17 protein-coding genes are annotated in these 18052 nt (G+C 58.5%); 7 read left to right on the top strand and 10 right to left on the bottom strand.

All coding sequences use genetic code 11. From position 1 onward, the window contains the following. Together BOP96_RS28085 and BOP96_RS28090 are read left to right on the top strand one after the other, a co-directional pair. On the top strand, positions 1–839 hold an 839-nt coding region (locus tag BOP96_RS28085; RefSeq protein WP_175563018.1), incomplete at its 5' end, for an RHS repeat-associated core domain-containing protein. Continuing rightward, complete coding sequence (locus BOP96_RS28090) at positions 836–1222, top strand: hypothetical protein (protein WP_073454655.1); 387 nt, start codon at positions 836–838, stop codon at positions 1220–1222. The genes BOP96_RS28085 and BOP96_RS28090, both read left to right, overlap by 4 nt. A gap of 51 nt (positions 1223–1273) precedes the next feature. Here the strand turns inward: BOP96_RS28090 and hemB are convergent, their stop codons facing one another. From hemB to BOP96_RS28105, 3 genes are all read right to left on the bottom strand, one after another. Next, positions 1274–2248, bottom strand: a complete 975-nt coding sequence (gene hemB, locus BOP96_RS28095; protein WP_019817510.1) for a porphobilinogen synthase — start codon at positions 2246–2248, stop codon at positions 1274–1276. A gap of 116 nt (positions 2249–2364) precedes the next feature. Next, complete coding sequence (locus tag BOP96_RS28100; RefSeq protein ID WP_019817511.1) at positions 2365–3207, bottom strand: PhzF family phenazine biosynthesis protein; 843 nt, start codon at positions 3205–3207, stop codon at positions 2365–2367. Between the two features lie 3 nt (positions 3208–3210). Further along, positions 3211–3909: a glutathione S-transferase N-terminal domain-containing protein gene (locus BOP96_RS28105; RefSeq protein WP_019817512.1), complete on the bottom strand. Its 699-nt coding sequence runs from the start codon at positions 3907–3909 to the stop codon at positions 3211–3213. A 251-nt stretch (positions 3910–4160) separates the two neighbouring features. Between BOP96_RS28105 and BOP96_RS28110 the strand changes: the two genes are divergently transcribed. Both BOP96_RS28110 and BOP96_RS28115 read left to right on the top strand, forming a co-directional pair. Beyond that, the gene (locus tag BOP96_RS28110; protein WP_073454656.1) at positions 4161–4862 is read left to right on the top strand and encodes a histidine phosphatase family protein; all 702 of its coding nucleotides are present in this window, start codon (positions 4161–4163) and stop codon (positions 4860–4862) included. Positions 4863–4920: 58 nt separating this feature from the next. Next, the gene (locus BOP96_RS28115; protein ID WP_019817514.1) at positions 4921–5976 is read left to right on the top strand and encodes a permease; all 1056 of its coding nucleotides are present in this window, start codon (positions 4921–4923) and stop codon (positions 5974–5976) included. Between the two features lie 109 nt (positions 5977–6085). Here the strand turns inward: BOP96_RS28115 and mnmH are convergent, their stop codons facing one another. The 4 genes from mnmH to BOP96_RS28135 form a co-directional block, all read right to left on the bottom strand. Beyond that, a complete protein-coding gene (gene mnmH / locus BOP96_RS28120) occupies positions 6086–7189 on the bottom strand; it encodes a tRNA 2-selenouridine(34) synthase MnmH (protein WP_019817515.1) in 1104 nt (367 codons plus the stop codon). Beyond that, entirely contained in the window at positions 7189–8223 is a 1035-nt protein-coding gene (gene selD / locus BOP96_RS28125) for a selenide, water dikinase SelD (protein WP_014717959.1), read from the bottom strand. Before selD ends, mnmH begins: the two co-directional genes overlap by 1 nt. A gap of 93 nt (positions 8224–8316) precedes the next feature. Beyond that, on the bottom strand, positions 8317–9066 hold the full coding sequence (locus tag BOP96_RS28130; protein WP_014717958.1) for a TerC family protein: 750 nt from the start codon (positions 9064–9066) through the stop codon (positions 8317–8319). A gap of 31 nt (positions 9067–9097) precedes the next feature. Next, positions 9098–9349 carry a hypothetical protein gene (locus tag BOP96_RS28135; protein ID WP_014717957.1) on the bottom strand — a complete coding sequence of 84 codons (252 nt, stop codon included), beginning with the start codon at positions 9347–9349 and terminating at the stop codon, positions 9098–9100. 134 nt (positions 9350–9483) lie between these two features. On the opposite strand from BOP96_RS28135, the gene nhaR reads away from it, so the two are divergent. Further along, positions 9484–10386, top strand: a complete 903-nt coding sequence (gene nhaR, locus BOP96_RS28140; RefSeq protein WP_014717956.1) for a transcriptional activator NhaR — start codon at positions 9484–9486, stop codon at positions 10384–10386. Positions 10387–10390: 4 nt separating this feature from the next. Here the strand turns inward: nhaR and BOP96_RS28145 are convergent, their stop codons facing one another. Beyond that, the gene (locus tag BOP96_RS28145; protein ID WP_020302054.1) at positions 10391–11545 is read right to left on the bottom strand and encodes an MFS transporter; all 1155 of its coding nucleotides are present in this window, start codon (positions 11543–11545) and stop codon (positions 10391–10393) included. Between the two features lie 241 nt (positions 11546–11786). Between BOP96_RS28145 and sstT the strand changes: the two genes are divergently transcribed. Beyond that, positions 11787–13007: a serine/threonine transporter SstT gene (sstT, locus tag BOP96_RS28150; RefSeq protein WP_014717954.1), complete on the top strand. Its 1221-nt coding sequence runs from the start codon at positions 11787–11789 to the stop codon at positions 13005–13007. A 71-nt stretch (positions 13008–13078) separates the two neighbouring features. On the opposite strand, the gene BOP96_RS28155 is transcribed toward sstT, so the two are convergent. After that, a complete protein-coding gene (locus tag BOP96_RS28155; RefSeq protein WP_073454657.1) occupies positions 13079–16234 on the bottom strand; it encodes a hypothetical protein in 3156 nt (1051 codons plus the stop codon). A gap of 284 nt (positions 16235–16518) precedes the next feature. Further along, a complete protein-coding gene (locus BOP96_RS28160) occupies positions 16519–17028 on the bottom strand; it encodes a DUF1993 domain-containing protein (RefSeq protein ID WP_014717952.1) in 510 nt (169 codons plus the stop codon). Positions 17029–17145: 117 nt separating this feature from the next. On the opposite strand from BOP96_RS28160, the gene BOP96_RS28165 reads away from it, so the two are divergent. Next, positions 17146–17796, top strand: a complete 651-nt coding sequence (locus BOP96_RS28165; RefSeq protein ID WP_014717951.1) for a YceH family protein — start codon at positions 17146–17148, stop codon at positions 17794–17796. Positions 17797–18052: the final 256 nt, after the last annotated feature.

Below are 18052 nucleotides of genomic sequence, written 5' to 3' on the forward strand. Positions count from 1 at the left end.
GTTTCGGCCCAAAAGAAACCAAGCCCTACCACTACCAACTCGACCACCTCGGCACCCCGCAGGAACTGACCAGCCCCGAAGGCGAAATCGTCTGGTCCGCCCACTACCGCGCCTACGGCCAGATCGCTCGGTTAGATGTGGACAAAATCGACAACCCGCTGCGTTTCCAAGGGCAGTATTTCGACCAGGAAAGCGGGCTGCATTACAACCGCCATCGCTACTACAATCCGGATCTTGGTCGTTACCTGACACCGGATCCGGTGAAGTTGGCGGGTGGGATCAACGGGTACCAGTATGTACCCAATCCCACGGGGTGGGTGGATCAGCTAGGCTTAAGTACGTGTCCAGGTGCAGATGGATGTACGCCACATCAACGTACTGAAACCTCCCACGGCCAGGCAAAGGTAGATGAGGGGGCTCCCTCGCTCCCCAGCTCAGATATAAAAAGAGAATATCTATTTCGCGGGGATTTAAGAGAGCCAGATGAAATTTTTGAAAGAGGATTTGAAAGTAGAGGCGCCAGCACAGACCTTTTCCTGCACACGTTGAATAATGCCAGCCCTCCCAGCAATTTCGTCCCTACTTCGACCTCAAGGAAACAAGCCTTGGTATTCGCTTCAAATTTTGGCTTCGAGGAAGGCTTTCTTTACACCCTAAAAAAAATCCCTGGAATAGACGTAAATAAAGCGTTGGGCGCACGTTCCAAACATAGAAACGAGTTAGAAATCGCAATTCCTGGACGAATTGATACTAAGGATATTTTAGGTGCATCACCAGTCAACGAAGACGGTACCTTCAGGGGATACACAATATTGAACCCTAATAGGAAATACCCATGAAATCGCGTGAAATCACCATCATTAAAAACGGTATACGTGACAGCGCAGTGATCGAATACGAAGGAGGCAAGCCCACCCTTTATCTTTTGCTAAGCAATGGGACAAAAAAAACCTATACAGCAATGGATTTATACGACTGCTTCGGTGTATTGAGAGCGGATATGAAAGACACCGTTTTTCTTTGCAAAGGCGCAAAAATTAACGTTCATACATCAGGTATGTCCTCACATATGTCGAATGGTCTTATTGCTTACGAGCTAACACTGGGGCGGCCAGATGGGGAGGCTGTACATATATTCGCTCACGAGGAAAACGATCTCACCAATGATATACAACAGCAGCATGATTTCTGCCAGCGATGGGCTGAATCGGTGCAGATCTAGCGGATGCCCCATGGCAACTAACCTCCTTTGCCACAGGGCTAAACGCCGCCTTTAGATCCCCGCCACCGCCAAATCCATCGCAAAATACGTAAATATCAAATCCGCCCCCGCCCGCTTGATCGACCCCAACGTCTCGCGCACCACTCGATCCTCATCAATCGCCCCGGCCTGTGCGCCGAACTTGATCATCGCGTACTCACCGCTCACCTGGTACGCCGCCACCGGCAGGCGCGAGGCTTCGCGGATGTCGCGGATGATGTCGAGGTAGGCACCGGCAGGCTTGACCATCAGCGCATCAGCGCCTTCCTGTTCGTCCAGCAGCGATTCGCGCACGGCTTCGCGGCGGTTCATCGGGTTCATCTGGTAGCTTTTGCGGTCGCCCTTGAGCGCGCTGCCGCCGGCTTCTCGGAAGGGGCCGTAGAGGGCCGAGGCGAATTTGGTGGAGTAGGCCATGATCGGGATGTGGGTGAAGCCGGCGTCATCCAGCGCGCGGCGGATGGCCTGGACCTGGCCGTCCATCGCCGCTGACGGGGCGATCACGTCGGCGCCGGCGCGGGCGGCGGCCACGGCTTGTTTGCCGAGGTTGACCAGGGTCGCGTCGTTGTCGACATGGGCACCGTGCATCACGCCGCAGTGGCCGTGGTCGGTGTATTCGCAGAAGCAGGTGTCGGACATCACGATCATTTCCGGCACGGCGTCCTTGATGATCGAGGACATGCGCGAAACCAGGCCGCGTTCTTTCCACGTGTCGCTGCCGCTGGCGTCGAGGTGGTGGGACACACCGAAGGTCATCACCGACTTGATGCCGGCGCGAGCGTAACGCTCGATCTCACCGGCGAGTTTTTTCTCAGGAATGCGCAACACACCCGGCATGCTGGTGATGGGCACGAAGTCGTCGATTTCTTCTTCGACGAAAATCGGCAGTACCAAGTCGTTGAGGGTGAATTCGCTTTCCTGGAACAGGCCACGCAATTCCGGGGAGCGGCGCAGGCGACGTGGACGGGCTTGGGGGAACTGGCTGGTCATGGCAATCCTGAAAAATGGCTGAACACTTTGGGGCGAAAGCTTATGCCCCCAAGTCCCGGCAACACAAATGCCGAGGGGCCAATAGTGTATTGCCGGGTGCGTAACAATTCATTGATCTAAAGCTGTAGACGCCCTTCGATGCACAACGCTACGGCGCCGCCCACCCAGATTTCATCGCCCTGGCGCTCGATATGAATACGCCCCGCTCGCCCAATCGCCGTGCCTTGGCTGACCACGTAACGGCTGGGCGCCAGGCCCTCGGCGAGCAGCCATTGGGCCGCGCCGGCATTCAAGCTGCCGGTGGCCGGGTCTTCGGCGGCGCCATCGCCAGCGACAAAAGCGCGCACTTCAAAGTGCGCGTCCACCGCATCACGCGTCGGATCACAGGGGGCGATCACCCCTACGGCCAGACCCAGCAGTTGCGCATAGTCCGGTTGCAACGCAAGCACCGCGTCACGATCAGCCAGCATCACCGCCAGCCAACCCGCACCATTGTCGACCCACTGGCTGCGCACAATCGCCTCGGGCGCCAGCTTCAAAGCCAGGCGCACGCGCTCCAGCAACGGCGCCTCCACGGGCCCTGCACGCAACAATGGCGGCGCGATAAACGCCAGTTGGTCACCCTGGCGACGAATACGCACCAAGCCGATTTCGCACTCCTGGATAATCTCCTCCCCACGTGGCACGCCGCCAGCCTGCAACCAGGCGTGGCAACTGCCCAAGGTCGGATGCCCGGCGAACGGCAGCTCTTTGAGGGTGGTGAAGATTCTTACCCGATAGTCAGCACGTGGGTCGCGCGGCGTCAGTAAAAACGTGGTTTCGCTGAGGTTGGTCCAATTGGCAAAGTCCGCCATCTGCTGGTCGGTGAAGCTATCGGCCCCCAGCACCACGGCCAAGGGGTTGCCTTTGAGCGGCACGCTGCTGAATACATCCAGTTGTTGAAAATCGAAAGTCGACATGCTTCAGCTCGGAATGTTCAGGCCACGGATCACCGCAGGACGTGCGACAAAGCCGTCCAGCGCGCGCAGTACGTTAGGGAAATCGGTGATGCCTACCAGATCACCGGACTCGTAGAACCCAATCAAGTTGCGAACCCACGGAAAGGTCGCAATGTCGGCGATGCTGTACTCGTCGCCCATGATCCAGGTGCGGCCCAACAGACGCTTTTCGAGCACGCCCAGCAAGCGCCGCGATTCGGCGGCGTAGCGATCACGCGGGCGCTTGTCCTCATAAGCCTTGCCGGCGAATTTGTTGAAGAACCCCAGTTGGCCAAACATCGGGCCAATGCCGCCCATCTGGAACATCAACCATTGCAGGGTTTCATAGCGGGTGGCCGGGTCTTCGGAGAGCAACTGGCTGGTCTTTTCCGCCAGGTAAACGAGGATCGCGCCGGATTCGAACAGTGCCAGCGGCTGCCCGCTCGGGCCGTTGGGGTCGATAATCGCAGGGATCTTGTTGTTGGGGTTCAGGGACAGGAACTCGGGAGACAATTGGTCCTGGGTGTCGAAGCTGACCTTGTGCGCCTCGTAAGGCAGGCCCAGTTCTTCGAGCATGATCGACACCTTGACGCCGTTGGGCGTGGGTAGCGAATACAGCTGCAGGCGTTCTGGGTGCTGGGCGGGCCATTTGCTATTGATCGGGAAAGCGGCGAGTGCGTTCATCGAGAACCCCCTGGTCGGAAAGCCCCATCATAGTCATCTGCCTGCCGCCGTGCATGGGTCATCGTTGCGCAACATTTGCCGGCTAGTATCCCGCGTGGGCGAACCAAAGCGCCCGAATGCACTCTTAAAGAGCGCCCGAACAATGAATGGAGGCTGCTTGCTATATCGACAGGGAACACCGCAGGACGCTGATGCGTCACTGGGGCCGGGCTTGTCCGCCTTAACCCGACGCACGAAGACTCGAACCTATCATGAAGATCAAGCCTCTGCGCCTTGTGCCACGACTCAAACGTTATTCCTACATGGTATTGCCGCTGCTGCTGGTCAGCGCTGCCATCGTCACCGCCCTGGACGCCCGTGAAAGCCGTGCGCAACCGGTCGATGGCGTGCAAACCCTGGTATTCCTGCGCCATGGTGAAAAACCCGCCGGTGGCCTGGGCCAACTCAATTGCCAGGGCCTGAACCGCGCCATGAACCTGGCGACACTGTTGCCGGAAAAGTTCGGCAAAGCCAACTATGTGTTCGCTGCCAACCCGACGCGCAACGTCGAGGAAGGCGAACTGGATAACTCCTACAGCTACATTCGCCCACTGATCACCATCAGCCCCAGCGCGATCAAGCTCGGCCTGCCGGTGAATATCGAGTTCTCAGCGAATGACACCAGTGCCCTGGCCGAAGAACTGGTCGAGAACAAGTACCGCAACGCGACCATCTACACGGCCTGGTCCCACGGTTACTTGCCGGAACTGATCAACAAAGTCGCCAGCGAAGCCGCTGGCGAAAAACACACCATTACCGATGATTGGTCTGGCAATGACTACGACTCCCTGTACGTGCTGACATTGACCTGGCACAACGGCAAGGCTTCGCTGCTCAGCCGCAACTACAAGCAAGGGCTGAATAACGGCGGGGAAAACTGCCCGGACCCGACCCAGGTCAGCGCAGATATCTGAAGCTTGGGCCGCAGGGGCGTATGATGCCGGGCTATCGACTCACCTGCGGATCCTCTCCATGTCCAACCTCGCTTCCACCCAGCCCAACCGCGGCTGGGCATTCTGGTGCAAACCTGCGCTGTTTCTCCTGGTGGCCTGCATCGGCCTCTACTATGTGAAGTGGTCGCCCTACTACCTCAAGGCGTTTGTAGCGGCCGACAACCACAGCATTGGCGCCTCGATTCTCAATGACCAGCAAAGCTCGCCCCTGGCGGCGGCGCTGGCCTATGCCCAGGTGTATTTCCTGGCCATCTGGAAAGCCGCCGTACTGGCGGTGATCCTCGGCTCGTTACTGCAAGTGTTGATCCCCCGCGACTGGCTGCTGCGCCTGTTTGGCCGCGCCGGGCTGGGCTCGACCCTGCGCGGTGGGCTGTTCGCCCTGCCGGGGATGATGTGCAGCTGCTGCGCGGCCCCGGTGGCGGCGGGCATGCGCCGCCAGCAAGTGTCGGTCGGCGCGGCGCTGGCGTTCTGGATTGCCAACCCGGTATTGAACCCGGCCACACTGGTATTCATGGGCTTTGTGCTGGGCTGGGGTTTCACCGCGCTGCGGCTGGTGGCGGGGATTGTGCTGGTGGTGGGCGTGTCCCTGGTGGCACAGCGCATTGCGCGCCCGGACCACGTGCCGGAAGCAGCACTTGAAGCCGTTGCCGACGTCAGCACAGTGGAGTCGCAACCGTTCTTGAGCCGCTGGTTACGCACGCTGTGGCAGCTGTTCTGGAGCACTATCCCGGTTTATATCCTGGCGGTGCTGATCCTCGGCGCGGCACGGGTTTGGTTGTTTCCCCATGTGGACGGAGCGATGGCCGACAGCCTGGTGTGGCTGGTGCCGCTGGCGATTGTGGGCACGCTGTTTGTGATTCCGACAGCGGCAGAGATTCCCATCGTACAAACCATGATGGCCCTGGGCATGGGCACCGGCCCGGCCGTGGCCTTGCTGATGACCCTGCCGAGCGTGAGCCTGCCGTCGCTGTTGATGCTGCGCAAGGATTTCGATGCGCGGGTGCTGGTGACGGTGGCCGGCTTGACCATGCTGGTGGGGGTGGTGTGTGGGTTGATTGGAGCGGTAATTCTTTAGATTTTCAGTGGGGCCGATGGCCTCATCGCAGGCAAGCCAGCTCCCACCTTTGTATGTATTCACACTTCAAAAGGTGGGAGCTGGCTTGCCTGCGATGGCGTCCCAAAGGTCACCCCACCCGGGCCGCCCGCTCGCGCAAATACTCCACCACTGCACCCTGCTCCCCGGCAAACTCGATACGCGCGCCCTTGCTTTCGCGCTGGAACGCATACATCGGGTCGTAATACTCACGCAGCAAACCTTCAATCCATACCCGATGCAGCTCCACTGCACCGCTGCGTGCCTGTTCGGCCAGGGCATCCTGCAACACCGCCTGCAACCGCTGGAAACGCTCGCCGCCCAGTCGCTTGTGAATATTGGCCAGGCTTTGGGTCAGGCGCTCGGCAAATAATCGCTGGCCGGTTTCCCCAAACACCTCAATGAACTCGGCGCACAGGTCCACCACGTAATCCTTCAGGATGCGCTCGACACGGCCCTCGACGCTGTCTTCCAGCCACACCATCGGAAACGTCTGCATGCCCTTGTGCAATGGCAGCGGCAGCGCACAGCTGCCGATCATGCGGCTCTCGTCCTCGACCACGAACTGGTCAATGCCCGTCGCGCGCTTCTTCAACAGGTCCACCGCCAGGCGGTTCTCGAAGTCGATATTGGACGGTTGCGCCGTAGCACGCTTGCCGAAGCTGGAACCGCGATGGTTGGCGTGCCCTTCCAAATCCAGCGCATTGCGCAGTTGGCCGAGCACTTCGGTCTTGCCGGTGCCGGTCATGCCGCCCAGCAGTACGAAATCACACTGGGCAGTCGCCTGCTCCAGGGTCTCCAGCAGGAAGGTGCGCATGGCCTTGTAGCCACCGCCCACGCGGGGATATTCGATGCCCGCTTCGGTTTTCAACCATTGCTGCACGATCTGCGAACGCAGGCCGCCCCGAAAGCAGTAAAGGTAGCCATTGGGGTTAGCCTGGGCAAACTGCGCCCACTGTTCGATGCGCTCGGCCTTGATCGCCCCGGACACCAACTCATGCCCCAGCACGATCGCCGCTTGCTGGCCTTGCTGCTTGTAACAGGTGCCGACCCGCTGGCGCTCGTCGTCGGTCATCAGCGGCAGGTTGATCACCCCGGGGAACGCGCCCTTGGTGAATTCGACCGGCGCGCGGGTATCCATCATCGGGCGGTCGTTGAGGAAAATGTCGCGGTAATCGGTGATGTCCGTCGCCATCAAATCACCTCAACCGCGTTGGTCTGTCGCTCCAGCAGTTCACCGATAGGCTCAAGGGCCAGGCCCAGCTCGGCGGCGACGGCGTGGAACTCGGCATCACCCTCCGGGGTAACGGCGATCAGCAGGCCGCCGCTGGTCTGGGGGTCGCACAGCACGCGCTTGTGCAGTTCCTGCACACGCCCCAGCTTGCTGGCGTAGCTTTCAAAGTTGCGCAAGGTGCCACCCGGCACACAGCCCTGGTCCAGGTAATACTCCACCCCTGGCAGGCGCGGAACCTTTGCATAATCGATGCGGGCCGTCAGGCCACTGCCGTCGGCCATTTCCACCAAGTGGCCGAGCAGGCCGAAACCGGTGACATCGGTCATGGCCATCACGCCGGCCAACTTGCCGAAACGGCTGCCAGGCTTGTTGAGGGTGCACATCCAGTCACGCGCCAGGCCGATATCCGCCTCGCGCAGCTTGCCCTTCTTCTCGGCGGTGGTGAGGATGCCGATGCCCAGGGGCTTGGTCAGGTACAGGCGGCAACCGGCGGTGGCCGTGTCGTTACGCTTCATATGGCGCTTTTGCACAATGCCGGTCACGGCCAGACCGAAGATCGGCTCCGGCGCGTCGATGGAATGCCCGCCCGCAAGCGGGATGCCCGCCGCGTCGCACACCGCCCGACCGCCACGAATCACTTCGCGGGCAATCTCCGGCGCCAGCACGTTGACCGGCCAGCCGAGAATGGCGATGGCCATCAAGGGATCGCCGCCCATGGCGTAGATATCGCTGATGGCATTGGTGGCGGCAATGCGGCCGAAGTCGAACGGGTCGTCGACAATCGGCATGAAAAAGTCCGTGGTGGACACCACGCCGCGCTCGTCGTCGATGGCGTATACCGCCGCATCGTCGCGGGAGGCATTGCCCACCCACAGGTTGGGGTCGAGGTTCTGTGCACCGCTGCCCGCAAGGATCACTTCCAGCACCTGGGGCGAAATCTTGCAACCGCAACCCGCACCGTGGCTGTACTGGGTAAGGCGAATCGGCTCGTTCATGGGGGACCTCAAGCTATCAAGTGGGCCGATTCTAGCAGACAGCAAAAGGCCGGCTGGGCTCTTGTGAACACAGCCGGCCTGTTTGTTCAGCGGTTACTGGCGCGCAGCGAGCAAACGTGCGTGCCGGTTACGCCGGGCGATGTTCAAGCATTCGATCGCAGCCGAGAACGCCATGGCCGCATACACGTAGCCTTTTGGTACGTGGGCGCCGAAGCCTTCGGCGATCAGCGTCATGCCGATCATGATCAAGAAGCCCAGGGCCAGCATCACCACGGTCGGGTTGTCGTTGATGAACTTGGCCAACGGTTCAGCGGCCACCAGCATCACGATCACCGAGACCACCACGGCAATGATCATGATCGGCAAGTGCTCGGTCATGCCCACGGCGGTGATGATGCTGTCGATGGAGAACACCAGGTCGAGCATCAGGATCTGGCCGATGGCGGCAGCAAAGCCGATGGTCACGGTATTGCTGACGGTTGCCTTCTCTTCAGGCTCCGGGTCCATGCTGTGATGGATCTCGGTAGTTGCCTTCCACACCAGGAACAGGCCGCCGGCGATCAGGATCATGTCCTTCCACGAGAACGCCTGGCCGAATACTTCGAACACCGGTGTCGTCAATTGCACGATGAATGCGATGGTGCTCAGCAGGCCCAGGCGCAAGATCAACGCCATGCTGATACCAATGCGCCGCGCCTTGGCCCGGTGCTTCTCCGGTAGTTTGTTGGTGAGGATCGAGATAAAGATCAGGTTATCGATGCCCAGCACGATTTCCATGACGATCAAGGTAGCCAGTGCGACCCAGGCGGTGGGGCTGGCGGCCAGTTGTAGAAGGTAATCCATAGGTCAGTCCTGACGTGGTTGTGCTGGGGAATTAGGTTTCTTTGGTGTCGGATTCAGCAGCGTTTTCGGCGTCTTTTTCCTGCTTCTCAGGGCTGATCAAGCCCTGGGTTGCTTCACTCAATGCCTGCTCGGCGGCCTTGTGGGTGTCGTCGATGGCCTGCTTGGCCGACTCGGTGGCTTTGCCCAGCACCTGTTGCGCGCTTTTCTCGACTTGATCACAGCCGCTGACCCCTATCAATGAAAGCGCAAGCAACGACGCCGCGCCCAGGGAATTGAGTTTCATGATGTATTCCTCGTTAGAACCATTGGGTCCAAGTAGTGGCCCCTCGATAGCGAGGCATTCTATGCAGGCGAACAGTTCAGGAAAATTCGTATTTTTCTCGCGTATACTTCGATTTTTACGAAGTGTAGGCCGTGATGCTCAATTATCGACAACTGCATTACTTCTGGGTGGTGGCCAAGACCGGCAGCATCGTGCGCGCCTGTGAGCAATTGAACCTCACGCCGCAGACCATCAGCGGGCAGATCAGCCTGTTGGAGCAGACCTTCGGTATTGCCCTGTTTCAGCGGGTCGGGCGCCAGCTTGAACTGACCGAAGCCGGGCGCCAGGCGCTGCCCTACGCCGAGCAGATGTTCCAGACCGGCAACGAACTGGAGGCGATGCTGCGCGCCCAGCCCGACGAACAGCAGATCCCATTCCGCGTTGGGGTGGCGGATGTGGTGCCCAAATCCATCGTGTACCGGTTGATCGCGCCGACCATGGAGTTGAGCGAACCGATCCGCATCACCTGCCGTGAAGACAAACTCGAACGTTTACTGGCCGACCTGGCGATCCAGCGCCTGGACCTGGTGATTTCCGACAGCCCCATGCCCACGCACTTGGACATCAAGGGCTACAGCCAGAAGCTGGGAGAATGCGGCATCAGTTTTTTCGCCACCCAGACGTTGGCTGACCAGCATGGGGGGGATTTCCCACAGTGTTTGCAGGGCGCACCGCTGCTGATCCCGGGCGCTGAGACCGTGGTGCGCAGCCGTTTGCAGCGCTGGTTTGCCGAACAGCAGATTCAACCCCGCATCATCGGCGAGTTCGACGACAGCGCTTTGATGCAGGCCTTCGGGCAATCCGGCAGCGGAATTTTTATCGCGCCCAGCGTGATCGCCGACGAGGTGGTGCGCCAATACGGCGTAGCGCTGATCGGCCAGACCGATGCAGTGACCGAGTCGTTTTATGCAATCTCAGTGGAGCGCAAGGTCAAGCACCCCGGCATTGTGGCAATTACCGAGGGTGCCCGGCGGGAGTTGTTTACCGCCCTGCCCTGATCGCTCAGGCATTGAGCGCCGTGGGTTTGGCGGTCATCAGCCACAGTGCGAGCAGGATCGACACCAGGATAAACCCCGAAGCGGCAAACCCCAGGCTGCCCAGGCCCAGGGTGTCGATGACATGCCCGCCCACCATCGCGCCCAGGCCAATGCCGAGGTTGGCGCCGGCGATATTCAGCGACGCGGCAAACGCCGGTGCATGGGGCGCGGCCTTCATCAAGCGCACATGGCTGACCAGGAACATCGCCGCCTGGGTCACGCCCCACACCGCCATCGCCGCGGCCAGGCCGATGGTCGAGTGAATCGCCGGCACCACCGCCACCATGCCCGCGATCATGAACCCGCAGAACACCATGGACGCAATCAACGGATGACGATCCACGGCACGTCCGCCCAGGGAGTTACCGATCAGCCCGACCGCGCCAAAGCCCATCAGGCACCAGCCCACCAGCGTGCCGTCGAACCCGGCCAGGCGCTCAAGGATATCTGCCAAGTAGGTATAGGCGGTGAACATGCCACTGAACACCAGGATCGACAGCAGGATATGCCCCTGCATCACGGGGCTGCGCAGGATCTTGAATTGCGAGCGCAAGCTGGCCTGCTGGTGCTTGGCCGGGGTAACCGGCAGGTAGACATACAGCAGCAATGCCTTGGCCAGGGCAATCACCGCGAGCACGGCGAACGCGGTGCGCCAGCCGAACATATCGGAAATCAGCGTGCCCACCGGAATACCAAATACGGTGGCGCAAACAATGCCAAAGCCGATTTTTTCAATCGCACGCCCGGCGAACTCAGGGCCGACAATGTCAACCGCCGTTTCGCTGGCCAGGGCCCAGAACACGGGCAAGCCCAGGGCCGGGATCAAACGGGCCAGGGCCATTACCCAAATATTCGGCGCCAGTGCCGCCACCGTATTGGCCGCTGCAAACATGATCAAGATGCTGATGAACAGACGCTTGCGTGGGAAGCGTGCGCAGTAGGCAGTGAGGAACGGGCCGAACGCGGCCACGGTGAACGCGAACAAGGTCACCAGCAGCCCGGCCTGGGACACACTGACGTTCAGGTCCCGAGCAATCGAGGGCAACAGGCCGACGATGACGAATTCTGTGGTCAGCACGGTAAAACCGGCGGCTGACAGCAGCAGGATAGGAAACAACATGAAAACTCCAGAAACAACGACATCAACGACAGCCCGAGGGGCCCGCTGACGGATAGGAAAGATGAGAGGGATGAAGCTTAACAGAACATGTGCGGATCTGACCAAGCCCGACTGAAACGGGTGACGGAATGCCGCAGCGAACGAGACGCGTCCTACAGCATGCTAGACTTCGCGCCTGCTTCCTACAGTGCTTTCTGCCTGCAATGCTGTGCCCTACTAAAAAAACTAGAGACAACTCTTTATGACTGCTGCCCCTTCCCTGTTGCAACGTTTAATGCGCGTCAGCCTGGTCACCCAAATTGTCATCGGCCTGATTGCCGGGATCGTGTTGGCCTTGCTGTTCCCCGAGGCCGCGCGCGCCACCGGTTTTATCGGCAAGGTATTTGTCACGGCGCTGAAGGCTGTCGCGCCGATCCTGGTGTTTGTGCTGGTCATGGCCTCGATTGCCAACCACAAGCACGGTCAGGAAACCCACATCCGCCCGATCCTGTTTCTGTACCTGCTCGGCACTTTTTCCGCCGCCGTGGTTGCAGTGGTCGCCAGTATGTTGTTCCCGTCTGCCTTGGTACTGGTCACCCATGACGCCACGGTAAGCGCCCCCGGCGGTATCGGCGAGGTGCTGCAAAGCCTGTTGCTCAGCGTGGTGGATAACCCGGTCAGTGCGCTGATGAACGCCAACTTCATCGGCATCCTGGCCTGGGCCATTGGCATGGGCATCGCCATTCGCCATGCCGGTGAAACCACCCGTACGGTATTGGACGACTTGTCCAACGGCGTCACCCTGATCGTACGCGTGGTGATCCGCTTCGCCCCGCTAGGCATCTTTGGCCTGGTGGCCTCCACCCTGGCCACCTCGGGTTTCGGTGCCCTGCTCGGCTATGCCCATCTGCTGGTGGTGCTGATCGGCTGCATGCTTTTCGTGGCGTTGGTGATCAACCCGGCCATCGTGTTCTGGAAACTGCGCCGCAACCCGTACCCGCTGGTGCTGATGTGCCTGCGTGAAAGCGGGATCACCGCCTTCTTCACGCGCAGCTCGGCAGCGAACATTCCGGTCAACCTGGCGTTGAGCAAACGCCTGGGCCTGCATGAAGACACCTACTCGGTGTCGATCCCCCTCGGTGCCACCATCAACATGGCCGGCGCCGCCATCACTATCACCGTGCTGACCCTGGCGGCTGTGCACACTCTCGGGATTACCGTGGACCTGCCAACCGCCGTGCTGCTCAGCGTGGTCGCGGCCATTTGCGCCTGTGGGGCTTCCGGCGTGGCGGGCGGCTCGCTGCTGCTGATCCCGCTGGCGTGCAGCCTGTTTGGTATTCCAAGTGAAATCGCCATGCAGGTTGTCGCCGTTGGTTTCATCATCGGCGTACTGCAGGATTCGGCCGAAACGGCACTCAACTCATCTACCGATGTGTTGTTTACTGCGGCGGCGTGCCTGGGTAAAGAAGATCAGACCGCCTGATTGAGCAAAAAAAGCCCGAGCCGTTCACTCCTGAACCGACTCGGGCGTTTTTCATGGCGGCTGAATATCCATCAAGGTGGCGAAGTGGCCGCAGTGAATCCCTGAAGGGGCATCCCGTATCGCTCGTTTGTTTGCGGATTGAATCGGTACCATTTACCACTGACGGAATCTAGCTGAGCGATAATCTTTGTCGCGTCCTCGCCCGCAGAAGTGCCAACCATTACATTTTTCGGCTTGTGCTGAAAAACCCTGTTAACACTAATGTTAGCCGCAACGCTTTTCCAGCCAAGGCTTAATTTGCCCACTACCGAAGAAAACGCTGTCAGGCCTCTAGTCCCGATGGCCGCCCCGCCTGCAAAGGGGTTGGCGGCGCTTATAAATGCCCGCCCCAGCCTGCCTGTAACACCTCCGCGCCCTAGCTGCCCACCTACCTTCGCGATCTTTGAAATTTTTCCGACGGCGCCTGCACCTGCGACAACAAAACCAAACACGTCAAATGCAAGGAATTTAAGCCCTTCACCAACCCTACCCTGCTGAAAACTGTGAAGCGCCGACGCACCCGGTATCAGTGCACGGGTCACCGCCTGGATTTTTTCGAACTCAGTCACTTCAGTGTCGAACGTGGTGACACCTCTGGCCGCGTTGACCACCGTTTCACGTTCGTCGGCCCTGAAAAAATGGCGTGTGACTGCGTCTGCTATATGCTGCGTTCGCTGCGAATTGAAGGCTTGGGTAGGAGATGAAGTTTGAAGCTTTGATTCTCGCTCTTTACGTTCTGCCGAATCATTGGCATTAATTTCACTGATTTTGGTGTTGGATCGAACTCTGACCTTGGGTTTATTCGTAGCAACGGGGCTCCACTCGCCTTGCAGCCCTGTCTTGAGCCCCTCCGCTAAATCTGCGCGATGCTGCAGCCCGCCCGTCGCGGGATTGAATTCGTAAATCCGTTTCTTGCCTTTATGCAGCGTCTCAAGAAATACAGAGCTACTTTTAACTTCTTCAGTCTCCGAAACATCGTATTGAATCTTGTAACCTGCCGATGTAATGGTTTGGGTGACTTTTTCCTCCCCATAGATTTTCAACGCGCCGTGCTGCAGTGCCTCCTGATCCTCCTGAGGCAGCAAAGACATCTGATGTTTAACATTCACGCTCATGGCGTCTTTAAATCCGTCGAAATACTCCAAGACATGTGATTCGAACGCTTCGTTTAAAGATTCCATCTCGCGAACGTCAGCCGCTATTTTTTCAATCGGAACAGCGGGATCATTGGAAAACCATCTGACATGTTGCTGCGGGGCGGAATAGATATCCAATATCGAATAGGGGCCTTTTAAGTCGCGGTGTTTCTCGGTGGGATAGATTGTTTTTTTCTCGAAGTCTATTTTCCCATAGGTTTCCTCGGGAAAACGGGCCCTCAATATACTGAGCCCTAATTCCGAGCGACTATGTAATATCGTGCGTTGCGCTTCTGAAGCCGTTGTCAATAACTCGAAGCGCTCGTTGGCGAGGACGCCGGCACGTTCAATTTCTTCATCCGTATAATTGTTATCCTCCCGTTTTTCGATGGCCCCATCCGCCACTGCCCAATGAATCAACCCCTCTCGCGCCGCCAACGCTTCCACTTGTATCCCGGCATCGTCTATGGGCCTCAAGTCGTCTTTGAGCAACTGCTCATATGTTTTAGTCGCCGCCACACCTGGAGAGCGCATTTCAGCTTTGGCAACGATCGATTTCAAACTGACCCAACCCGGTGAGCCGTAAGTCACATGATCCGGGACATCTTTGACCAGTAATTCCGGAGCGTGGTGCGACAACGGCAGATAGGCCGCAACAGGAGCGTTACCGCCGTATGACTTGCTCAGATGATCAGTGAGCCCCTTCAGAACAAATGACAGCGGTTTTCCCCAGTTCTCGCGCGCCGACAGATCAAACCCGGCCACCTTGTTCTTTTCGCCCGGTTTCCATAACGCATCCTGATTGAGGCCTATCTGGAGAGCCGAAAGTACCCAGTCCTCAACACTGCCGACCCCCTCGAACTTATCGCGCAAGGCTTCGCCCAAGGACTGCGCAGCCGGGCTTTGCAAAAGCCTCAAGATCGCTTGTCGGGGATCTTTCAACTCTGCTTCGGACCATTGGATGGTTTGTGTCAGATACCCGAACGCGTTTTGGCTCAATTTCAACTGGTCGAATTCGGGTAGCCCCATCGCGTTATAGGAAACAGCATCGTAGATCGCCTGCTGTTGCGTCGTATCGAGCGGCGTTGGCCACGCTAGTCCTCCGCCCAAATCCTGACGCCGTTGTGGGTACTGGAGCTCTGCTAAACTGAGGCCAATTTGTCGCATTTCTTCTGTATTAACCGGATGTTTCCAACCATTGGCCGTCATGAACTGCAAGAGGTTCACTTGTCGTCCGGCCATTGGTTGGTTATCCAAGTGGAAACCAGATTCAGGGCCAATCGTGAACAGTTGCGATTGCAGGTAGGATAGAAATCCGGCTTCACGATCATAGGGAGGCTGGAAGCCAGGGCGAAAAGAGAGGTTACTCTGATGCAAGCGCTCTTGTTGATCCAGATACTTGCCTACCTTAGCATTAGCTTCGACCAGGGCATCTTGGAAGGCTTGCAGATCGCGTCTATCGGCAAGTTGTTGTTTTTGTAACATCAGGGTTTCTTCAGAACGCGCTTGACCAACGCCCGACGTCGCAAATGCGTTGTTTTTTTGCAACGCTTGAGCTCGTGCTCGATCCTCGGTTGAATCGTTATGTATCGTCTCTCCATAAAACTGGGCGATCAACTTGAGCGGTACACTGTCGGCGCGCACGGCCGAGTAGCTTATCCCGTCGGGAGCATAGGCTTTCAATGCGGCCAGAATTGGCCCTGCGTATAACGCCCAGCGAGGGTGGTCTTTTAAAGTAAATCGGGCAATTGCTCCATTTTTTTCTTTAACGCTCAGCGTCCCGTCTGGGGCGATCTCCATGGTGGTCGGGTCCAAACCCTGCCTCTTCAGCACATAGGCAAGATACGGGTCTTCAAATGTATTACGCAACTGTGTACGCCATTGGCCGAGAGACGACGCGTCTGGAATATTCGGAATAATAGTGTGCTCATCACGGGCTCGACTCTCCAGGGCTTCTGCATAACGGGCGGCCAATTCACTGTCGGCTTGAGCACGGTCAGAAGTTGATAGAACCGCTTCGTTACCGGGAGCCTCTCGACGGGTCCGGCTCATCGCAAACGAACGTGAAGACGAATCCTGGCTGACGGAGGTATTGCGTGTATCTTCGAAATAAGCGTTATGGGTTGTCGACGTTAACGCAGAGGAGGAAAGCTGCATTTAGTTTGTGGTCTCCAGGTTCTTCGGTTGAAAGTTTAATAGGCACTCCTGAGTGAGATTTACTGAATATTGGTTGCATCAAGATATGTAACAAAGCATTGGTGAAAAGAATATCCTGCAAAAAAAAACCGAGGCCGTTCATTTCAGAACAAGCCCCGGTTTTTTATTGAAGCGTGAGTTTAGAACGCGCCCATGTAATCACGCTTGCCCACTTCCACACCGTTATGACGCAGCAAGGCATAAGCGGTAGTGATGTGGAAGAAGAACTGCGGCAGGCCGTAGGTCAGCAGGTAGGACTGGCCGCTGAAGCGCTTCTCTTTCGGCGTGCCTGGGCGGGTGATGATTTCGATACCTTCCTTGCCGTCGATCTGCTCGGGCTTGATGGTGTCGACGAAGGCCAGGACCTTGGCGATCAGTGCTTGCAGGTCGGCAAAGGTGACTTCGTTGTCTTCGTACTTCGGTACTTCGATCTCGGCCAGGCGTGCCGACACACCTTTGGCGAAGTCCACGGCGATCTGCACTTGGCGCACCAACGGGAACATGTCCGGGAACAGGCGCGCTTGCAGCAAGGCGTTGGGCTCGATGTTCTTGGCGCTGGCGTGGGCTTCGGCTTTGTTCAGCACATCGCTCAACGCGTTGAGCATTTGCTTGAAGACTGGGATAGAAGCGGCGTACAGGGAAATGGTCATGTCAGTCTCACTGATAATGGCAGGGTTGGAACCAGCGGCGATTATAGCCATGCCCGGTGCTTGTCTTTTATTTTTTGAGGATTACGCTGGTGAGCTTCACTGCATAGGGAAAGCGCGATGACCGCCGAGCACGACACCGACACCCCTGAGCCGCGCCTGAACAGCACGGAAATCCGCATCCTGGGCTGCCTGATCGAAAAACAGGCGACCAACCCGGAAACCTACCCCCTCACCCTCAACGCCCTGGTGCTGGCCTGCAACCAGAAGACCAGCCGCGAGCCGGTGATGAACCTCAGCCAAGGCCAGGTCGGCCAGAGCCTGCGCGCGCTCGAAGGCCAAGGCTTCACGCGCCTGGTGATGGGCAGCCGCGCCGACCGCTGGGAGCACCGTGTGGACAAGGCCCTGGAACTGGTGCCGGCCCAGGTGATCCTGACCGGGCTGCTGTTCCTGCGGGGGCCGCAGACCGTCAATGAGTTGCTCACCCGCAGTGGGCGTATGCATGACTTTGAGGATGCCGAACAGGTTGTGCATCAGCTCGAGCGCCTGATTGCACGAGGACTGGCGCTGCTCGTGCCGCGTCAGGCGGGGCAGCGGGAAGACCGGTATACCCATGCACTGGGGGACCCGGCAGATATTGAAGCGATTATGACCGCGCGGGGGAATCCGGTAGAGCGTAGCGCAGGGGCTGTTTCGGTGGAGCGCATTGAAGAGCTGGAAGCGCGGATTGCCGCACTGGAAGAACGGCTGGCGCAGCTGGAACAGGGATAATGCAGATAAACATGTGGGAGCTGGCTTGCCTGCGATAGCCATTGGTATCGACACAACTTTGTAGGTTGCAGCAGCCAACGGTAACTACGATGCGAAGCGAGCCGCTCTTGATCTTGCTCTGCTTTTGATCTTAGGCGCCCCGTTAAACCACGCTGGCCGAACGCAGGCTTTAATTCGTGGGTAACCCGGCAGGACGCCGGGTTAGCCGCCCCGCGCCATGGATGGCGCGTGGCGGCGGCCCACGGATTCAAGCCTG

Source organism: Pseudomonas sp. FSL W5-0203 (assembly GCF_001896155.1).
Lineage (GTDB): Bacteria > Pseudomonadota > Gammaproteobacteria > Pseudomonadales > Pseudomonadaceae > Aquipseudomonas > Aquipseudomonas paracarnis.

Excerpts from the sequence above, each read along its gene's own strand:
- BOP96_RS28090 (WP_073454655.1), top strand. The coding sequence starts at position 836 with ATGAAATCGCGTGAAATCACCATCATTAAAAACGGTATACGTGACAGC.
- hemB (WP_019817510.1), bottom strand. The coding sequence starts at position 2,248 with ATGACCAGCCAGTTCCCCCAAGCCCGTCCACGTCGCCTGCGCCGCTCC.
- BOP96_RS28100 (WP_019817511.1), bottom strand. The coding sequence starts at position 3,207 with ATGTCGACTTTCGATTTTCAACAACTGGATGTATTCAGCAGCGTGCCG.
- BOP96_RS28105 (WP_019817512.1), bottom strand. The coding sequence starts at position 3,909 with ATGAACGCACTCGCCGCTTTCCCGATCAATAGCAAATGGCCCGCCCAG.
- BOP96_RS28110 (WP_073454656.1), top strand. The coding sequence starts at position 4,161 with ATGAAGATCAAGCCTCTGCGCCTTGTGCCACGACTCAAACGTTATTCC.
- BOP96_RS28115 (WP_019817514.1), top strand. The coding sequence starts at position 4,921 with ATGTCCAACCTCGCTTCCACCCAGCCCAACCGCGGCTGGGCATTCTGG.
- mnmH (WP_019817515.1), bottom strand. The coding sequence starts at position 7,189 with ATGGCGACGGACATCACCGATTACCGCGACATTTTCCTCAACGACCGC.
- selD (WP_014717959.1), bottom strand. The coding sequence starts at position 8,223 with ATGAACGAGCCGATTCGCCTTACCCAGTACAGCCACGGTGCGGGTTGC.
- BOP96_RS28130 (WP_014717958.1), bottom strand. The coding sequence starts at position 9,066 with ATGGATTACCTTCTACAACTGGCCGCCAGCCCCACCGCCTGGGTCGCA.
- BOP96_RS28135 (WP_014717957.1), bottom strand. The coding sequence starts at position 9,349 with ATGAAACTCAATTCCCTGGGCGCGGCGTCGTTGCTTGCGCTTTCATTG.
- nhaR (WP_014717956.1), top strand. The coding sequence starts at position 9,484 with ATGCTCAATTATCGACAACTGCATTACTTCTGGGTGGTGGCCAAGACC.
- BOP96_RS28145 (WP_020302054.1), bottom strand. The coding sequence starts at position 11,545 with ATGTTGTTTCCTATCCTGCTGCTGTCAGCCGCCGGTTTTACCGTGCTG.
- sstT (WP_014717954.1), top strand. The coding sequence starts at position 11,787 with ATGACTGCTGCCCCTTCCCTGTTGCAACGTTTAATGCGCGTCAGCCTG.
- BOP96_RS28155 (WP_073454657.1), bottom strand. The coding sequence starts at position 16,234 with ATGAGCCGGACCCGTCGAGAGGCTCCCGGTAACGAAGCGGTTCTATCA.
- BOP96_RS28160 (WP_014717952.1), bottom strand. The coding sequence starts at position 17,028 with ATGACCATTTCCCTGTACGCCGCTTCTATCCCAGTCTTCAAGCAAATG.
- BOP96_RS28165 (WP_014717951.1), top strand. The coding sequence starts at position 17,146 with ATGACCGCCGAGCACGACACCGACACCCCTGAGCCGCGCCTGAACAGC.